This window comes from Pseudoduganella sp. LjRoot289 (assembly GCF_964252925.1).
GTDB lineage: Bacteria > Pseudomonadota > Gammaproteobacteria > Burkholderiales > Burkholderiaceae_D > Rugamonas.
The window spans coordinates 137,725-153,868 of record NZ_CAXUPN020000002.1 but is presented as its reverse complement, the minus strand read 5'-3'; the positions used below and the strand labels follow the sequence as shown (position 1 = coordinate 153,868).

Annotated in this window: 12 protein-coding genes, 1 tRNA gene and 2 pseudogenes; 11 read left to right on the top strand and 4 right to left on the bottom strand. The window is 62.9% G+C overall.

What is annotated here, in order from left to right; translation table 11 throughout:
• Positions 1-78 precede the first annotated feature (78 nt).
• The 5 genes from ACSQ8Y_RS28940 to ACSQ8Y_RS28920 all read left to right on the top strand — a co-directional run bounded on the left by ACSQ8Y_RS28940 (position 79) and on the right by ACSQ8Y_RS28920 (position 5,316).
• On the top strand, positions 79-2,586 hold the full coding sequence (locus ACSQ8Y_RS28940) for an alkaline phosphatase D family protein (protein ID WP_436270030.1): 2,508 nt from the start codon (positions 79-81) through the stop codon (positions 2,584-2,586).
• A 283-nt stretch (positions 2,587-2,869) separates the two neighbouring features.
• Positions 2,870-3,787, top strand: coding sequence for a DMT family transporter (locus ACSQ8Y_RS28935; RefSeq protein WP_436270029.1), 918 nt, complete (start codon positions 2,870-2,872; stop codon positions 3,785-3,787).
• A gap of 34 nt (positions 3,788-3,821) precedes the next feature.
• Positions 3,822-4,205, top strand: a complete 384-nt coding sequence (locus ACSQ8Y_RS28930; protein WP_436270028.1) for a methylglyoxal synthase — start codon at positions 3,822-3,824, stop codon at positions 4,203-4,205.
• Entirely contained in the window at positions 4,202-5,176 is a 975-nt protein-coding gene (locus tag ACSQ8Y_RS28925; protein ID WP_436270027.1) for a quinone oxidoreductase family protein, read from the top strand. Before ACSQ8Y_RS28930 ends, ACSQ8Y_RS28925 begins: the two co-directional genes overlap by 4 nt.
• Before the next feature lie 5 nt (positions 5,177-5,181).
• On the top strand, positions 5,182-5,316 hold the full coding sequence (locus tag ACSQ8Y_RS28920) for a hypothetical protein (protein WP_436270026.1): 135 nt from the start codon (positions 5,182-5,184) through the stop codon (positions 5,314-5,316).
• Positions 5,317-5,363: 47 nt separating this feature from the next.
• Here the strand turns inward: ACSQ8Y_RS28920 and ACSQ8Y_RS28915 are convergent, their stop codons facing one another.
• Positions 5,364-6,011, bottom strand: a complete 648-nt coding sequence (locus tag ACSQ8Y_RS28915) for a DUF4136 domain-containing protein (RefSeq protein WP_436270025.1) — start codon at positions 6,009-6,011, stop codon at positions 5,364-5,366.
• Between the two features lie 194 nt (positions 6,012-6,205).
• Here ACSQ8Y_RS28915 and pepN point away from each other — a divergent pair, with 194 nt between their 5' ends.
• The 5 genes and pseudogenes from pepN to ACSQ8Y_RS28890 all read left to right on the top strand — a co-directional run bounded on the left by pepN (position 6,206) and on the right by ACSQ8Y_RS28890 (position 12,455).
• Positions 6,206-8,851, top strand: coding sequence for an aminopeptidase N (pepN, locus tag ACSQ8Y_RS28910; RefSeq protein WP_436270024.1), 2,646 nt, complete (start codon positions 6,206-6,208; stop codon positions 8,849-8,851).
• Between the two features lie 51 nt (positions 8,852-8,902).
• Positions 8,903-9,904, top strand: a complete 1,002-nt coding sequence (locus ACSQ8Y_RS28905; RefSeq protein ID WP_436270023.1) for a class 1 fructose-bisphosphatase — start codon at positions 8,903-8,905, stop codon at positions 9,902-9,904.
• Between the two features lie 111 nt (positions 9,905-10,015).
• A tRNA-Thr gene (locus ACSQ8Y_RS28900) sits at positions 10,016-10,091 on the top strand.
• A gap of 508 nt (positions 10,092-10,599) precedes the next feature.
• Positions 10,600-10,956, top strand: coding sequence for a tyrosine-type recombinase/integrase (locus tag ACSQ8Y_RS28895; RefSeq protein WP_436270022.1), 357 nt, complete (start codon positions 10,600-10,602; stop codon positions 10,954-10,956).
• 293 nt (positions 10,957-11,249) lie between these two features.
• A pseudogene (locus ACSQ8Y_RS28890) lies at positions 11,250-12,455 on the top strand (IS110 family transposase).
• A gap of 187 nt (positions 12,456-12,642) precedes the next feature.
• Here the strand turns inward: ACSQ8Y_RS28890 and ACSQ8Y_RS28885 are convergent.
• Complete coding sequence (locus ACSQ8Y_RS28885; RefSeq protein WP_436270021.1) at positions 12,643-13,383, bottom strand: PEP-CTERM sorting domain-containing protein; 741 nt, start codon at positions 13,381-13,383, stop codon at positions 12,643-12,645.
• 383 nt (positions 13,384-13,766) lie between these two features.
• Positions 13,767-14,060 carry a hypothetical protein gene (locus ACSQ8Y_RS28880; protein ID WP_436270020.1) on the bottom strand — a complete coding sequence of 98 codons (294 nt, stop codon included), beginning with the start codon at positions 14,058-14,060 and terminating at the stop codon, positions 13,767-13,769.
• Positions 14,061-14,412: 352 nt separating this feature from the next.
• Here ACSQ8Y_RS28880 and ACSQ8Y_RS28875 point away from each other — a divergent pair, with 352 nt between their 5' ends.
• Positions 14,413-14,847, top strand: a complete 435-nt coding sequence (locus ACSQ8Y_RS28875) for a DUF6678 family protein (RefSeq protein ID WP_436270019.1) — start codon at positions 14,413-14,415, stop codon at positions 14,845-14,847.
• 113 nt (positions 14,848-14,960) lie between these two features.
• Here ACSQ8Y_RS28875 and ACSQ8Y_RS28870 read toward each other — a convergent pair.
• Positions 14,961-15,826, bottom strand: a pseudogene (locus ACSQ8Y_RS28870) (phage integrase N-terminal domain-containing protein).
• Positions 15,827-16,144: the final 318 nt, after the last annotated feature.

The window sequence follows — 16,144 nt, the reverse complement described above, 5'->3', positions numbered from 1 at the left end:
TTAGGCCACGCGTGTCACCTTTGTGAAATAAGTTTTTGCTAAGATTTCCGTCCAAACTTTATTACTGGCGGGAACGAAATGGATAGAAGGCAATTTCTGAAATTCGGGGGTTTCATCACCGTCTCGGCGGCGACCGGCGGCCTGGCGGGCTGCGGCGGCAGCGCCGAGTATGTCGAGCCCGGGCTCCCGCCGGCGGCCGGCACGGCCTGGAAATTCCCGCAAAGCGTGGCCTCGGGCGATCCGCGCGCCGATTCCATCCTGCTGTGGACGCGCGTGGTGGCGGCCGCGCTGGATCCGGTGGCCAGCGTCGCCGCCGGCGAGGACGTGGTGCTGCGCCTGCTCGTCAGCAGCGAGGACAACAGCAAGGCCATCGGCAGCAATGCTGCGCTGGCGGGCAGCCTGCTGGTCAACATCAAGGTCGCCGCGCAAGGGCAATACGACAACACCGTGCGCCACAAGCTGACCGGGCTGCAGCCGGGCACCACCTATTACTACCAGTTCGCCGCCGGCGAGGTACGCTCCAACGTGGCGCGCTTCAAGACCGCGCCGGCCGCCTCGGCCAGCGTGGCGCAGCTGCAGTTCGCCTATCTGACCTGCCAGGACTGGAGCATCAACCACTGGGGCGCGCTGGGCCATATCGCCGCCAACGAGACGCTGGACTTCATCGTCCACCTGGGCGACTACATTTACGAGACGGTGGGCGAGGCCTTCCAGGCTGGCGCGGTGGAAAGCCGCCACGACGCGCTCGTGCTGCCGGACGGCACCTTCAAGAGCGGCGCGTCCGGCGTCAAGTACGCCAGTTCGCTGGCCGACTACCGCTACCTGTACAAGAAATACCGCACCGACGCGCGCCTGCAGGCGGTGCACGAGCGCTTCGCCTTCATCGCCATCTGGGACGACCACGAATTCTCGGACGACGCCTGGCAGGACGTGCAGACCTACGAATCCCAGGCCGGTTCGAACGACGTGCGCGCCACGCAGCGGCGCCGCAACGCCAACCAGGCCTGGTTCGAATTCATGCCAGCCGACGTCAGCCTGGATACGGCCGGCAGCGGCTTCCAGAATATCCAGATCTACCGCGATTTCCAGTTCGGCACGCTGATGCAGCTGGTGATGACGGACCAGCGCCTGTACCGCGCCGACCACATGATTCCCGAATCGACGCCGAATCCGGCCACCGGCCAGCCGCTGGGCAGCGTGGGCGCGCGCTACCTGGTGGCGCAGGACCTGTGCAGCGGCGCCGAGGCGCAGAAGATGGCGGCCGCCGTGAAGGCCGGGGCCGATCCGCTGACGCCGGTCAGCATGCTGGGCAACGCGCAGCGCGCCTGGTGGATGGACAAGATGAAGGGCGCCACCGCGACCTGGAAGCTGTGGGGCAATGAAGTATCGTTGCTGCGCATGGGCTTGAACGGCACCGACGCCATCGCCACCCTGCTGGCGCTGAACGCGGTGACGCCGCTGGCCACCTCCATCGTCACGACTGCGCCGCTGGCCGGCGGCAGCCTGCCGGTGGCAGCTGCCATCGTGGCTGCCGCCACGGCCGGTGCGGCGCCCGCGCAGGCGCAGGCCGGCGCCATGGCCATCGCGGGTGCGGCGGCCGCCGCAAAAGACACCAGCGCCCAGCTTACGGCTGCTGTCGCCGCCGGGCTGTCCGCCGGCGCCGCCAGCGTCGCCGTGGCCGCGTTCGGCGCCGCGGTCAATGCGGCGGCGGCCGGCGGGACCGCCGCCGCCGTGGCCGGAGCGGCAGCGCAATACATCGCCTTCGGCTGGATCAAGCCCGACATCATCGCCAAGAAGGTCGAATCGCCGTATGTGACCGCGTCCGGCAAGCAGGCCGCGCTGGCGCCGTACTTCCGCCGTTTCCTGCTCAACTGCGACCAATGGGACGGCTACAACGGCGAGCGCAAGGCGCTGATGGCGCACCTGAAAGCGAACAGCGTGGGCAACGTGGTGGCGCTGACGGGCGACATCCACTCCTTCTTCGCCGGCGCCGTGCACGACGACTTCGACGCGGCCGGCGGCGGCATGCCGGTGATGGTGGACCTGGTGTCGGCCGGCCTCAGCTCGGATTCCTTCTTCACCTATTTGAAGGACGCCGCCGCCAGCCTGGGCGACCTGGCGACGCTGGTGTCGTTCCCGCTGACGCTGCCGGTGCCGGGGCTGGGATCGGTCGGCATCAGCGTCAACCTGCTCGACTACACGATGGGCAAGGCCGCGCCGACGGTGGACAGCCTGCTCGAGCAAGTGCGGGTGCAGCTGCGCGGCGTGCTGGCGCGCAGCCTGCCCGAAGCCCAGCTCGAGGCAACGGTGGCGGCCCTGTTGGCCGGCCTCAAAGCCAACAGCGACTTCAGCGGGCAGCTCCTGCCGCTGGCCCAGCAGCTGGCCGGCCTGGGCAACAACCCCTGGCTCAAGCACGTCAACACCGACGCCCAAGGCTACACGGTGGTGACGCTCACGGCGGAGAAATTGGTCGCGCAATTCAAGCAAGTGAACAAGCTGGTCGGCGGCGCCGCCCCGGCCAGCGTGATCGCCCGCAGCACGACCGCCACGGTAGCGGCCGGCATTCCCGCTGTAACGATAGGCTAGTCCCAAGCAGCCTGAGCCGCACTGGAGGACCCTGCGACACCGTCGGACCCTGATGCCGTTAAGTTAAGCGATTGGCGCCGTGCATTTGGCTCAGTATGGGTTCCCGCCTGCGCGGGAACGACAAGCAAACTGTCGTTCTCGCGGAAGCGGGAACCCATACCTCGCACGCTTTCGAAGTGCGATTGCCCGACTTAATGGCATTAGGGGCCGACGGGGACGGCGGGTACCCCATGCGGCTCAGGCCGCCGCCAGCGGGCTGGGGCGATTCGCTTTACAATCGCATATGGATAAAAGCGCAACCGGCCTGTCTCAACCTCCCTTGCATCGTTCGGCTTACCTCGGCGGCTTGGCCATCGCCGTGGGCGGGGCGGTGCTGTTCTCGACCAAGGCGGTGGTCGCCAAGCTGCTGTACCGCTACCACATCGACGCGGTCACCTTGATCGCTTTCCGCATGATTTTCTCGCTGCCGGTGTTCGCCGCCGTGGCGCTGTGGAAGATGCGCACCGAGGCGCCGCTGTCGAACGCGGACCGCTGGCGCCTGGTCGGCCTGGGCCTGATCGGCTATTACCTGTCCAGCTTCCTCGACTTCCTCGGCCTGCAGTACATCTCGGTCGGCCTGGAGCGTTTGATCCTGTTCCTGACGCCGACCTTCGTGCTGATCATCTCCACCCTGTTCCTCAAGCAGCACATCAGCCGCAGGCAGTGGCTGGCGCTGGCCTTGTCGTACGCGGGCATCGTGCTGGTGTTCCTGCACGACTTGAAGGGCGGCGGGCCGAATATCGGCCTGGGCTCGCTGCTGGTGCTGGGCTCGGCCAGCTCTTACGCGCTCTACCTGCTGTCCTCCGGCGAGATGGTAAAGCGCCTGGGCTCGCTGCGCCTGGTGGCCTACGCGATGTGCGTCTCCAGCGCGGCCTGCATCGCCCAGTTCTTCCTCCTGCGCCCGGCCTCGCTGCTGGTGCAGCCGGCGCCGGTGTACTGGCTGTCGCTGGTGAACGGCATCTTTTGCACGGTGTTGCCGGTGTTTATGACCATGAGCGCGGTGCAACGCATCGGCGCCGGCACCGCCTCGCAGGCCGGCATGATAGGCCCGGTCTCGACCCTGTTCCTCGGCGCGCTCATCCTGGGCGAGCCGGTGACCAACTGGCAACTGGGCGGCACCGCGCTGGTGCTGGCCGGGATTTATATGCTGTCGAAGAAGTAGTATTGTTCCTCCATCCATACGAACGAAAGTCCACATGAAACCCCGCATCGCCCTGATCGCCCACGACAAGAAAAAAGACGACATGATCGCGCTGGCCACCGAATACGCGGCCTTCCTGAAAACCTGCACGCTGACGGCGACCGGCACCACCGGCGGCCGTCTGATCAACGAGGTGGGACTGGCGGTGGACCGCAAGCATTCCGGCCCCTTCGGCGGCGACCTGCAGATCGGCTCCATGCTGGTGGAGGGCGGCATCGACGCGGTGATCTTCCTGCGCGACCCGATGACGCCGCAGCCGCACGAACCGGACATCAACGCGCTGGTCCGCGCCTGCGACGTGCACAATGTGGCTTGCGCCACCAATCTGTCGACGGCGCACCTGGTTCTGTCCCAATTGCAAGCAAAGGAGGCCTCATGAGCAAAGCGATTATCATGACCCGCACCGGCGGGCCGGAGGTGATGGAGTATGTGGACGTGGAGGTCGGCGCGCCCGGCCCCGGCGAGGCGACCGTGCGCCACGCGGCCATCGGCCTCAATTTCATCGACGTGTATTTCCGCACCGGCCTGTATCCGCAGCCGCTGCCGGCCGGCCTGGGCATGGAGGGCGCGGGCGTGGTGGAGGCGGTCGGCGAGGGCGTCACCGAAGTGAAGGTGGGCGACCGCGTGGCTTACGCGGGCCGCCCTAACGGCGCCTACGCGCAGGTGCGCAACATGCCGTCCGAGCAGTTGCTGGTACTGCCGGATAAGATCGACTTCGACACCGCCGCCGCCATGATGCTGCAGGGCCTGACGGTGCAGTATCTGTTCCATCGCACGGTGGCGTTGAAGGCGGGCGACACGGTGCTGTTCCACGCGGCGGCCGGCGGCGTCGGGCTGATCGCCTGCCAGTGGGCCAAGGTGCTGGGTGTGAACCTGATCGGCACCGTCGGCTCGGACGAGAAGGCGGCGCTGGCCATCGAGCACGGCGCGGCGCATGTCATCAACTACAACAAGGAGAACTTCACCGAACGGGTGAAGGAGATCACCGGCGGCAAGGGCGTGTCCGTGGTCTACGATTCGATCGGCAAGGATACCTTCTTCGGCTCGCTGGACTGCCTGGCGCCGCTGGGCATGATGGTCAGTTTCGGCAACGCGTCCGGGCCGGTGCCGCCGTTCAACCTGGGCGAGCTGGCTTCGCGCGGTTCGCTCTACATCACCCGTCCCACCCTGATGGCGCACACCGCCAAGCGTGAGAACCTGGAGGCGATGGCCAAGTCGCTGTTCGGCGTGGTCAGCAGCGGCGAGGTTCAGGTCGCCGTCAAGCAGCGCTATAATCTGGCCGATGTGGCGCAGGCCCACATCGATCTGGAGTCGCGCAAGACCAGCGGCTCGTCCATCCTTATTCCGTGAAACCCATGAACAACAGCGCAGACGACCAGGCCAACGACGACGACGGCTCCCCTAAATTCGGGCGCCTGCTCGTCGTGCTGGTGCTGGCTGTGCTGCTGGTGGTGGCGATTACCTTCGCCTCCGAGGCTTACTTCAGTTGACGGCTGGCGGGTTAGCGGGCTTGGCCCGCGTAACCCGCCACCACGCCTCACTTCAGTTCCAGCTCAACCTGCCTGACCTGCCCGTTCTGCGCCGGGAAGCCGGTGAAGGCGCTTTGCACCAGCGCCGGCATGATTTCCGGGGTGGACTTGCGGCGGCTGGTATTTTGCACCGTCACGTCGTACAGTTTCTGCCCGGTGACGGTGTTGATCGCTACGCGCAGCTGGCGTTCGAAGTTGTGGCGTATGGTTTCGCGCACTTCCAGCGGACCGTGGAACCAGGGGTCATAGTAGGGGCCGAAACCGCCCCAGCGCGAACCCCAGTACGGGCGGTAGTAGCCCCGCCCGAAATAGCCGCGCCCGAAATAGGGCGAACCGGTCATCCAGAACGGGTCGGTGGCCTCGAGCACGCGGGTCGGACGGTCTACCACGCTGACGAAGACGCCTACTTTCAGCTTGGCGCTGTTGGCGTCGGCCGCCGGCGTGAAGCCCAGCTTGGCCAGCTCGTTGCCGACCATGGCCTGGTAGGTGCGCAGCTCGAGCGTGTCGTCCGGCGCGCGTGCCTGGTCGAACACATAGGTCTTCTCCGGCAAGCTGGCGGGCCAGGCCTGGAAGGTGGTGACGTCGCTACGGATGGTGGTGGCGCAACCGCTGAGCAGCAAACTGGCCGCCGCCACCAGTATGGCTATGGATTTCATGGTATTGCTCTCCCGCAATGAAAAAGGCATACGAATGGTAATGCTAATAGTGTAAGGCGGCAGTGAAAGTTGCGCTTAACTATTACAGAATGTTACGGCGGCGGGGAGAGCGGAAAAGAAAGGGCCGAAAGCGCGCGTCGCCCCCGCCTGGTGTTGGTAAAATACCTTTTTTCCCCTAGTCCGATCGAATTCCCATGCGCACCGACAGCCCTCAGACGATCTTCCGCAAAGACTATACCCCTCCCAGCTACCTGGTACATACCGTGGAACTCGGTTTCGATCTCGATCCGGCGCGCACCATCGTGGCCAACCGGATTACGCTGAGCCGCAATCCGGCAAGCAAGAGCAAGGACATCGTGCTGCACGGCGAGGAAATAGAACTGGTGGCGCTGCGCATGAACGGCAAGACGCTGGCGCCGGGGCAGTATCTGCTGGGCTCCCACTCGCTGACCATCCCCAAGGCGCCGGCCGAGGTGACGCTGGAAATCGAGACCCTGTGCGCGCCCGAGCTCAACACCACGCTGTCGGGCCTGTACGTGTCGAACGGCAGCTTCTACACCCAGTGCGAGGCCGAGGGCTTCCGCCGCATCACCTATTTCCCGGACCGCCCGGACGTGATGGCCAAGTACACGGTGATGCTGCGCGCCGACAAGCAGCGCTTCCCCGTGCTGCTGTCGAACGGCAACCTGCTCGAGCAGGGCGACCTGGACGACGGCCGCCACTACGCCAAGTGGGAAGACCCGTTCAAGAAGCCGTCCTATCTGTTCGCGCTGGTGGCCGCGCGCCTGGTGTGCCAGGAGGAGACCTACACCCTGAAGTCGGGCCGCGAGGTGCTGCTGCAGGTGTGGGTGGAGGAGGGCAACCTGGACAAGACCGACTACGCGATGGAGTCGCTGAAGAATTCCATCCGCTGGGACGAGGAGCGTTTCGGCCTGGAGCTGGACCTGGACCGCTTCATGATTGTCGCCGTGGGCGACTTCAACATGGGCGCGATGGAGAACAAGGGCCTGAACATTTTCAACACCAAGTTCGTGCTGGCCAATGCGCGCGTGGCCACCGACATCGACTACGCCGGCATCGAGGCCGTGGTCGGCCACGAGTACTTCCACAACTGGACCGGCAACCGCGTGACGTGCCGCGACTGGTTCCAGCTGTCGCTGAAGGAAGGCCTGACCGTGTTCCGCGACCAGGAGTTCAGCGCCGACATGATAGGCACGGCCAGCGGCCGCGCCGTCACCCGCATCGACCAGGTGCGTACCCTGCGCCAGGCCCAGTTCCCGGAGGACGCGGGCCCGATGGCGCACCCGGTGCGGCCCGACTCCTTCGTCGAGATCAACAACTTCTACACCGTCACCGTGTACGAAAAGGGCGCGGAGGTGGTGCGCATGTACCAGACCTTGCTGGGCCGCGAGGGCTTCCGCAAGGGCATGGACCTGTACTTCGAGCGGCATGACGGCCAGGCCGTCGAGTGCGACGATTTCCGCGCCGCGATGTCCGACGCCAACGGCCGCGACCTGGGCCAGTTCGAGCGCTGGTACAGCCAGGCCGGCACGCCCATCGTCACCGCCAGCACCCGCTACGACGCGCAGGCCCGGACCTACGACATCACGCTGAGCCAGCGCTGCCCGGACACGCCGGGCCAGACCGGCAAGCTGCCCTTCCACATCCCCGTCGCGGTCGGCCTGCTGGGCGCGGACGGCAAGGACATGGGGCTGGCGCTGGACGGCGAAGTGGTGGGCGCCACCACCGCAGTGCTGGAACTGAAAGAGGCGCAGCAGACCTTCCGCTTCACCGGCGTGGCCGAGGAACCGGTGCCGTCCATCCTGCGCGACTTCTCCGCCCCCATCGTGCTGGAGTACCCGTACACCGACGAGGAACTGCTGCACCTGTTCCGCTACGACAGCGACGCCGTGAACCGCTGGGAAGCGGGCCAGCGCCTGGCCATGGAGCGCCTGCTGAAACTGACGGCGGCCGTCGCCGCCGGCGCCGCGCTGGAGCTAGACGACACCTTCATCGCCGCACAGCGCGCCGTGCTGGTGGACGAGACGCTGGACGCGGCCTTCCGCGAACTGGCGCTGGTGCTGCCGTCCGAGACCATCATCGCCGAGCAGATGGAGGTGGTCGACCCGCACGCCATCCACGCCGCGCGCCAGTTCATGCGCCGCACCATCGCGCGCGAGCTTGCGCCCGAGCTGCTGGCGCAGTACCAGGCCAACCAGACGCCCGGCCCGTACAGCCCGGACGCGCAGTCGGCCGGCAAGCGCGGCCTGAAAAACCTGGCGCTGGCCTATCTGCTGATCGACCCGGGTTCTGCCGAATTGAAGCTGGCGCAGCAGCAGTTCAAGCAGGCCACGAACATGACCGACCGCGCCGCGGCGCTGGTGGCCTTGATCCACAGCGGGGAGGATGCACGCACCTATCTGCAAAGCTTCTACGACGATTTCGCCAACGAGGCACTGGTGGTCGACAAGTGGTTCGCCATGCAGGCGGCCGCGCCGCAAACAGGCGTGGCCGCCGTGCGCGAGCTGATGGGCCATCCGGCCTTCACCTTGAAGAACCCGAACCGCGCGCGCAGCCTGATCTTCAGCTTCTGCAACGCCAACCCGTCGCAATTCCACGCCAGGGACGGCAGCGCCTACGAGTTCTGGGCCGAACACGTGATCGCGCTCGACGCGCTCAATCCGCAGGTGGCGGCGCGCCTGGCGCGCAGCATGGACCGCTGGCGCCGTTACGCGCCCGAGCTGCAGGAGCAGATGCGCCGCGCGCTGGAAAGAGTGGCGCGCGCCGCGCCGCTGTCGAACGACGTGATGGAAGTCGTCAGCAAAGCGCTCGCCAACTAATTATTCGCATTAAATTGACTGCTAATTATCTGCATTAACCAAAGGGAACCAATGAAACGCATCAGCTTGACCCAGTACCTGGTCGAAGAACAACGCCTGCACAACACCATTCCGGCCGAACTGCGCCTGCTGATCGAAGTGGTCGCGCGCTCCTGCAAAACCATCGCGCACAGCGTGGGCAAGGGCGCCTTGGGCGACGTGCTGGGCGCGCTGGAGACGGAAAACGTCCAGGGCGAAGTGCAGAAGAAGCTGGACGTGATCTCGAACGAGATCCTGCTCGAAGCGAACGAATGGGGCGGCCATCTGGCGGCGATGGCGTCGGAAGAGATGGAAACCATCCACCCGATCCCGAACCGCTACCCGATGGGCGAATACCTGCTGGTGTTCGACCCGCTGGACGGCTCTTCCAACATCGACGTCAACGTCTCCATCGGCACCATCTTCTCCGTGCTGAAAGCGCCGGAAGGCATGGTTACGCCGTCCGAACAGGACTTCCTGCAGCCGGGCGCGCAGCAAGTGGCGGCAGGCTACGCGGTCTACGGCCCGCAGACGCAGCTGGTGCTGACCACCGGCCAGGGCGTCAACTGCTTCACGCTGGACCGCGAGATGGGTTCCTGGGTGCTGACCCAGCGCGACATGCAGATTCCCGCGACGACCAAGGAATTCGCCATCAACATGTCCAACGCGCGCCACTGGCACGCGCCGGTCACGCGCTACGTCGACGAACTGCTGGCGGGCGACACCGGCCCGCGCGGCAAGAACTTCAACATGCGCTGGATCGCCTCCATGGTGGCCGACGTGCACCGCATCCTGAACCGGGGCGGCGTCTTCATGTACCCGGCCGACACGCGCGACACCTCGATGCCGGGCAAGCTGCGCCTGATGTACGAAGCGAACCCGATGGCCTTCATCGTCGAGCAGGCCGGCGGCGCCGCCACCGACGGCAAGCAGCGCATCATGGAGATCCAGCCGCACAAGCTGCACCAGCGCGTGCCGGTGTTCCTGGGCTCGCGCGACGAGGTGGCGGTGGTCACGGGCTACCACGCGGAGTAAGCTACAACTAAATATTTCAAAAAAGCCCTAGCGCATTACAACTAAATATTGATAGAATGCGATCCTCTTCGCCGTAGCCGGTACACACCGCTACCGGGATGAGAAAGTTTCGCCGCTGTAGCTCAGTTGGTAGAGCAGCGCATTCGTAATGCGAAGGTCGCCAGTTCGATTCCGGCCAGCGGCACCAGTAGGAAGAAAAAGGGTTGTATGCGCGAGCATGCAGCCCTTTTTCCATTTCCTCGCACATAACGAGCCTAAAGGCAGGGCTTCATCTTCGTTTAGACAGCATGCGCTGTACGGGTTCCCGTCTGCAGGGGAACGGCAGTTCGCTTGTCTTTCCCGCGAAAGCGGGAATCCATGCTGAGCCAAACTATGGGTTGCGATCTGCACCGGAGCGGAAGTTTGCTTGTCATTCCCGCGAAAGCGGGAATCCATGCTGAGCCAAAATGAATAGCAACTGCCGCGTCCTGGATCCGCCAACGACTTTCGTCAGTACAGCGCGCAATGATTCGATTTAATTGGATGCGATTAGTGTCCTGCTCAGAACAAGCGCACGCTTGCAGCCAGCAGTACCCCGCTTGCTTCATTGCCAATTGATCTAGCCGTAAAATTGCCGTGTCTCGCTACTCCCCGCCGTGCGTATGGGCAGGTTTGCCGTGGATGCCGTTCGCCAGCGACAAGGAATAGGCGGCGCTTTGCTGGTCGACGCTTTCACCCGTGTTCGTCACTTGGAAATCGCTGCGTATGTCTTCCCCGTAATCGGGAAAAAGCCCATTGCCAATATCAAGCCGCGTGACGTGCTGGCCGCCGTGCAGAAAATGGAAGCGCGAGGTGCCGTCGAGTCCGCACATCGGGTCAAACAAGTCTGCGGCCAGATTTTCCGGTTCGCCGTGGCGCTCGACTTGGTGGAGCGCGATATCACCGCCGACTTGCGTGGTGCCCTCGCGCCGACCGTGAAGGGCAATTTCGCTGCGTTCTCAATGACTCCCGGACGATCTTCTGGTGGCTTGATGAGCGCGGCGCTAAGTCCGCGATCAACTCGTCAAGCATAGCCTTAGCGCGAAACAAAGGCCAGCTGCGACGAGGAGCATGATCGCACGGAACTACACAACTCCCCCCACTTGGCCGCTGTCGATGTATGTTCCATTCTCGCCGCTGATGATATGTTAAATTGCAACGTTTCAGAGCGCTGGAACAGGGGGTGTTGTCACCGGACTTGGTGGGTGGCTGGTGATCGCTGATAGGGACTTGGTCCGGGCAAGCACCGAGACCATCCGTAACGTGGATGCCGAGACCTGCCGCCATACGTCGTTGGCCATTGGAACTTATCGTGGCGGGAGGTCATATGGATGCGATTGAACATGACGATGCCATTGACGTGTTTATCGGCGTCGACGTTGGCAAGGGAGAGCATCACGCGGTTGCGCTTGATCGTTCGGGAAAGCGCCTATTTGACAAGGCACTGCCTAATGATGAGGGCAGGCTTCGGGAGCTTATTTCCGAACTCAAGAAGCATGGCCGGCTCTTGCTGGTCGTTGACCAGCCCTCGACAATCGGTGCCCTACCGGTCACGGTTGCCCGATCCGAAGGCATTCTTGTCGCGTATCTTCCCGGCCTTGCCATGCGCCGGATTGCCGATTTGCATGCTGGCGAAGCCAAGACCGATGCGCGGGATGCCGCATCATCGCCGAAGCGGCGCGCTCCATGCCGCATGCGCTGCGCTCGCTTCGGCTCGACGATGAACAACTCGCCGAATTGACCATGCTGTGCGGGTTTGATGATGACTTGGCCGATCAAATCACACAGACCAGTAACCGCATTCGCGGGCTTCTGACGCAAATTCATCCCGCGCTGGAGCGGGTGCTTGGTCCTCGACTTGACCATCCCGCCGTGCTGGATTTGCTGCAGCGATACCCCTCTCCATCCAGGCTCGCCTCGGTGAGCGAGGCGAGCCTGGCGAATCGGCTCGGCAAGCTTGCACCGCGCCTTGGGAAAACCCTGGCGCACGCCATCGTGCAAGCACTTTCTGCGCAAACTGTCGTGGTGCCCGGAACCAACGCCGCCACCGTCGTACTACCACGCCTGGCCCATCAGCTTGCCGGACTGCGTGGCCAACGGGAGGAAGTCGCGTTGGCGGTTGAAGGCTTGGTGCGCGCCCACCCTCTTCTCGGTCCTGACCAGCAGCATGCCAGGAGTCGGCATCAGGACAGCAGCCCGACTCCTGACTGAAGTCGCGGCCAAGGCTTTCGCCTCATCCGCGCACTTAGCGGCCTACGCGGGATTGGCACCTGTCACGCGCCGGTCCGGCTCTTCAATTCGAGGCGAGCACCCATCCCGGCGTGGAAACAAAGTGCTCAAACGCGCGCTGTTTCTTTCGGCTTTTGCGGCCCTGCGCGATCCAGTTGCACGCGCTTACTATGCCCGCAAAATTTGCCAAGGCAAACGGCACAACCAAGCGCTAATTGCGCTCGCTAGGCGGCGCTGCGATGTGCTGTACGCCATGATGCGCGACGGGACGCTGTATTGCGCTATGCAGATTAAAAACACTTGACGAACTACATAGGGACACCCCCTGGGTACTCCCTCCGTGCCTTGGCAAGGGCCGCCAAGATAGGGTGTTGGCGCTTACCAAAGGGCTCAATTAAAGCGCTTGCAGTGCCGAGCTAGTCGCCAACGACCGTAGCGAACTGCAAAAAAAATGCCCGCACGAGGCGGGCCTGAGGAGTGCGGTACTTGAGTTATTTGGCGCTTACCTTGCGGCGGCGCGCCACGGCGAAGCCGAGGATGCCAAGTCCCAGCAGGGCCGTCGTGCCTGGCTCAGGAACTGCTGCTGCAGCTGTTGCCCTCAAGGAGAAATTGTCGCCCACAAAGTAGCCCTGGCCCGTGTAGTACTGCGGACTACGGCGGTCAATCGTCATTGTGACGGCACCGTCTGGCAGTGCATTGAGCAGTTCAGCAACGTTCAGGCTTACCGTCTGAAGGGGGTGTACGCCGAGCGCACCATCAGGAACGATGTAGGTGTACGCCGTAGCGGAACTTCCTCCGGACGAAAAAATAATCGACAGCGTACGTGCCAAGATCGATGGATTGTTGGTGGAGCCATATTGGCCGTTGGCCACTTGGAATTGGAACGACAGATCGGCCGCAGAAAAATCGCTCGTCTTGGTAAATGTCTGGCTGAGGAAAATGTCGGTCGCGGAGGAGGCAGCGCCGTCAATTCCGCCATCGAAGTCGCCGAATGCCGAGTAACTACCACCGATCTTTGTTAAGCTGCCCGTGCCGGTAGTCGAAACGCCAGTACCTACCGTGAAGCGCCCGTCGCAGCAAAGTGAGCTGCCGGCGGTTTTGGATGCAGTCCACCCAGTCAAATTACCAGTTTCAAAATTACCATTGACCAGCAGCTCGATGGGAGCAGCCTGGGCGCTCGAAAAAATCAGGCCGCTAGCCAGGAAAAGTGCAACATTGCTTAAAAGTTTCATATTTTTCCTAAAGATCATAATTCTTTTTTATAAGCAATATTTATGCCAGTAAATGTTTAGCTAATGGAATCAATGACTTGCAAAAATGCAAGCAAACGCCTGGAGAAGAGTGTAAATATTTTCGACAGTATTGCCCAACACTGTTGAGGCCAAATCATTTCGCTTGATGGCGCGGCTCATGCCGGGCACTGCCCCGTTCCAATAGCTCACCTCGATCCCTCAGTGTCGGTGACGATCGGTCGCGACGCGCTTTTGCCTCACGACGGCGATGGCACGCCCCGCACTTTCAACTATCGTGTGCACGGCCGCACCATCGTTCTTGAAGACTCCGAACGCCCCGTGATCGGCTGGCTTTTATGGACATGCGCATCAACGACACCGTCTTAAATGTAGAGGTTGAACGCGCGCTCGCAGAGGCCGAGGTGTTGACGCTGACCGAAAATTGAGTCACCGGGGCAATATCGGTCGGCCTCAACAATAGGGCAAGCTTGCATCACCAGGCGCATCTGTTCATTGCGCTCCAGGACCGCATCAGGCAGGCCGTAGCGGTCGATCAGGCCCGCCTTGATGACTTCGCCCACCTTGTCGTCCAGCGCGGCGCTAGCGATCTTCTCCAGCACGCGGAAGGCACCACGCCACACGGCATGGATGCCGGGCTTCTGCCAAGCGATGCGCAACGGCGTGTCCAGCGGGCCAATCTTCGGCGACAGGGCAGGGGCGTGGCGGCGCCGCAGCGGATCGGCGCATCCGTTTACAGCTTGTCACCCACCAAGCGGAATGATGGCTTGCCGGCCCCCACCACCACGCCGCCATGCGGATGCATGGTCACGCCTGGCGCCGCGCTCGACGCTAGGGCATCTGCAGCTTCCGCACCAACTTCCGGGCGCGCTGGCATGTCCATGCCGCGGATGAATTAAAACAGGGCCGTTGATGAATAATCGCGGCGCTGGGCGCGATGCTATCCTGACTGCGGACCGCCGGATGCGGCCAACAGCGGACTTCCGTAAGCAAACAATAATCAGGCTCCCTATGAATGAATTGCCAAGCGCACGCACGGCCCACGACGACGCAGCACGAAAAAAAATCGACGCGGCTGTCGCTGCTAGAAACTTGGGATGTGTGTCAAACAACACGCGTTGGGATGAGCTAATCAATCATTTCCGCCGGCTGAGTGGATGGCGCCCGTCGTATCGATCAAAATCAGTCACAGGGCATATTTCGGCATGGGATGTCGAGTGGTTTTACCATTTACCCTTTCCGTTTGCCTCCGTCGAGTGGTTTGATATCGGCTTGTGGGAGGACGTTCCCGCACAGGGCCGACTACTTGCGCCTTCGATCATTGACCATACGGACGAAGTGTCGATAGTCGTTGAACAAATCGGTTTCGAATTTGAAGTGCGCGGCGACGTTCTTCGGATTTGGGGTTACATGCCTAAATCGTACGAGGACTTTCCGCCTGCCTAATTGATTGGCGATGGTCGGCTTTGGGGCGCAAACAGACTGTCGTTTTATCTGTTACCGCTGGGGGGCAAAAGTCGGGCCAGCATCGCCAAGGAGGGCCTGCTTCAAGTCGTAGGTCATCTACCTAAATAAATCGAAGTGACCTGTTCGCGGAAATGCCCCATCTCCGCCGACAACTGTAGCCGCACTGCTTGATCGACAGATTTTCTGGTCGCATCCAGCTGTTTGGACGAGTGCCCGCCGCTCGCCGGGCAGGGCCAGCCGGTCAACTCGGCGTACCGGCGCTGCGCATACTCATGGCGCAGCCCATGCACGCCATGGATGCCGGCCTTGTCGCACTGTGCCCGAAACCGGTTCAACAGGCCCCGATAGCGCATCTCCGCCGGAATCAGGCTGCCTTTTCCCGCCAGCGCCTTGGCCGCATTCAGCACGGCCCGCTGCTGGGCAGTCGTAATCGGCACCTCGCGATACTTGCCGCCTTTGGTCCAGCTATCCTGCAAGCGCAAGAAGGTCCCGCAATCGGCCCACCCAGGCTTGATCTTGATGCTTTCCTCCCGCCGCAATCCAAACGCGGCCTGCAGCTGCAAGGACATCCGGGTATAGGGATCGGTCACGCGGGCGAGCATGTCGGCATCGAGCACCTTGGCCTTCGCACATTGGTGACAAACACCCGCTCCGCGATGCCATACGCGTCGTTGGTGCGCGCAATGATGTTGTCCTTGCCGATCTTCTCGGCCCACCAGCGCAGGGCGCTCATGCGGTTCTTGAGCGTCCCCGTGCCTACGCCGTCCTGCTTCCACTTCTTGAGCAGCGCCGCCACATGCTTCGGCTTCAGGCTGTCCGCGCCCATATGCTGGAAGCCGCGTGCCGCCAGGTCGTTCGCGCACAGGTTCAACAAACGCTCGCGGTCGGCCTGCGTCGCAAAGCTGCCATCGCGGTTGCGGTGACAAAGCTGTTTGAGCTGGTAGTTCAAGTCGCACATGGCAAAGTTCCTCCTTCCGATCTTTGGTTTCAACATCAATGCCGCGTGGTGTGGGTTTGTCAGGTAAGTGTTTCTGGCCTCCCGTACTGCCGCAGCAGGACGAGTTGAACTAGGGCCTCGGGACACCACTCCCGTGTATGCGGTTTCTGATACTGCTTGCCTGCGCCGCATTCGCTTGTGGCACCGCTGCGCGGTCCCGGAGGGAACTGCCGCAGCGGGGACCAATCACCCAGGGTCCATGGAGTGCACCTCGTGCACGGATCAACTTCAACCAATCAGCCCGTAGCGGGCAAAGGACATCGCAAGGACTTGCCTGCG

What these genes read in the sequence shown, in the direction of transcription:
- ACSQ8Y_RS28940 (WP_436270030.1), top strand. Translation starts at nt 79, where the DNA reads ATGGATAGAAGGCAATTTCTGAAATTCGGGGGTTTCATCACCGTCTCG.
- ACSQ8Y_RS28935 (WP_436270029.1), top strand. Translation starts at nt 2,870, where the DNA reads ATGGATAAAAGCGCAACCGGCCTGTCTCAACCTCCCTTGCATCGTTCG.
- ACSQ8Y_RS28930 (WP_436270028.1), top strand. Translation starts at nt 3,822, where the DNA reads ATGAAACCCCGCATCGCCCTGATCGCCCACGACAAGAAAAAAGACGAC.
- ACSQ8Y_RS28925 (WP_436270027.1), top strand. Translation starts at nt 4,202, where the DNA reads ATGAGCAAAGCGATTATCATGACCCGCACCGGCGGGCCGGAGGTGATG.
- ACSQ8Y_RS28920 (WP_436270026.1), top strand. Translation starts at nt 5,182, where the DNA reads ATGAACAACAGCGCAGACGACCAGGCCAACGACGACGACGGCTCCCCT.
- ACSQ8Y_RS28915 (WP_436270025.1), bottom strand. Translation starts at nt 6,011, where the DNA reads ATGAAATCCATAGCCATACTGGTGGCGGCGGCCAGTTTGCTGCTCAGC.
- pepN (WP_436270024.1), top strand. Translation starts at nt 6,206, where the DNA reads ATGCGCACCGACAGCCCTCAGACGATCTTCCGCAAAGACTATACCCCT.
- ACSQ8Y_RS28905 (WP_436270023.1), top strand. Translation starts at nt 8,903, where the DNA reads ATGAAACGCATCAGCTTGACCCAGTACCTGGTCGAAGAACAACGCCTG.
- ACSQ8Y_RS28885 (WP_436270021.1), bottom strand. Translation starts at nt 13,383, where the DNA reads ATGAAACTTTTAAGCAATGTTGCACTTTTCCTGGCTAGCGGCCTGATT.
- ACSQ8Y_RS28875 (WP_436270019.1), top strand. Translation starts at nt 14,413, where the DNA reads ATGAATGAATTGCCAAGCGCACGCACGGCCCACGACGACGCAGCACGA.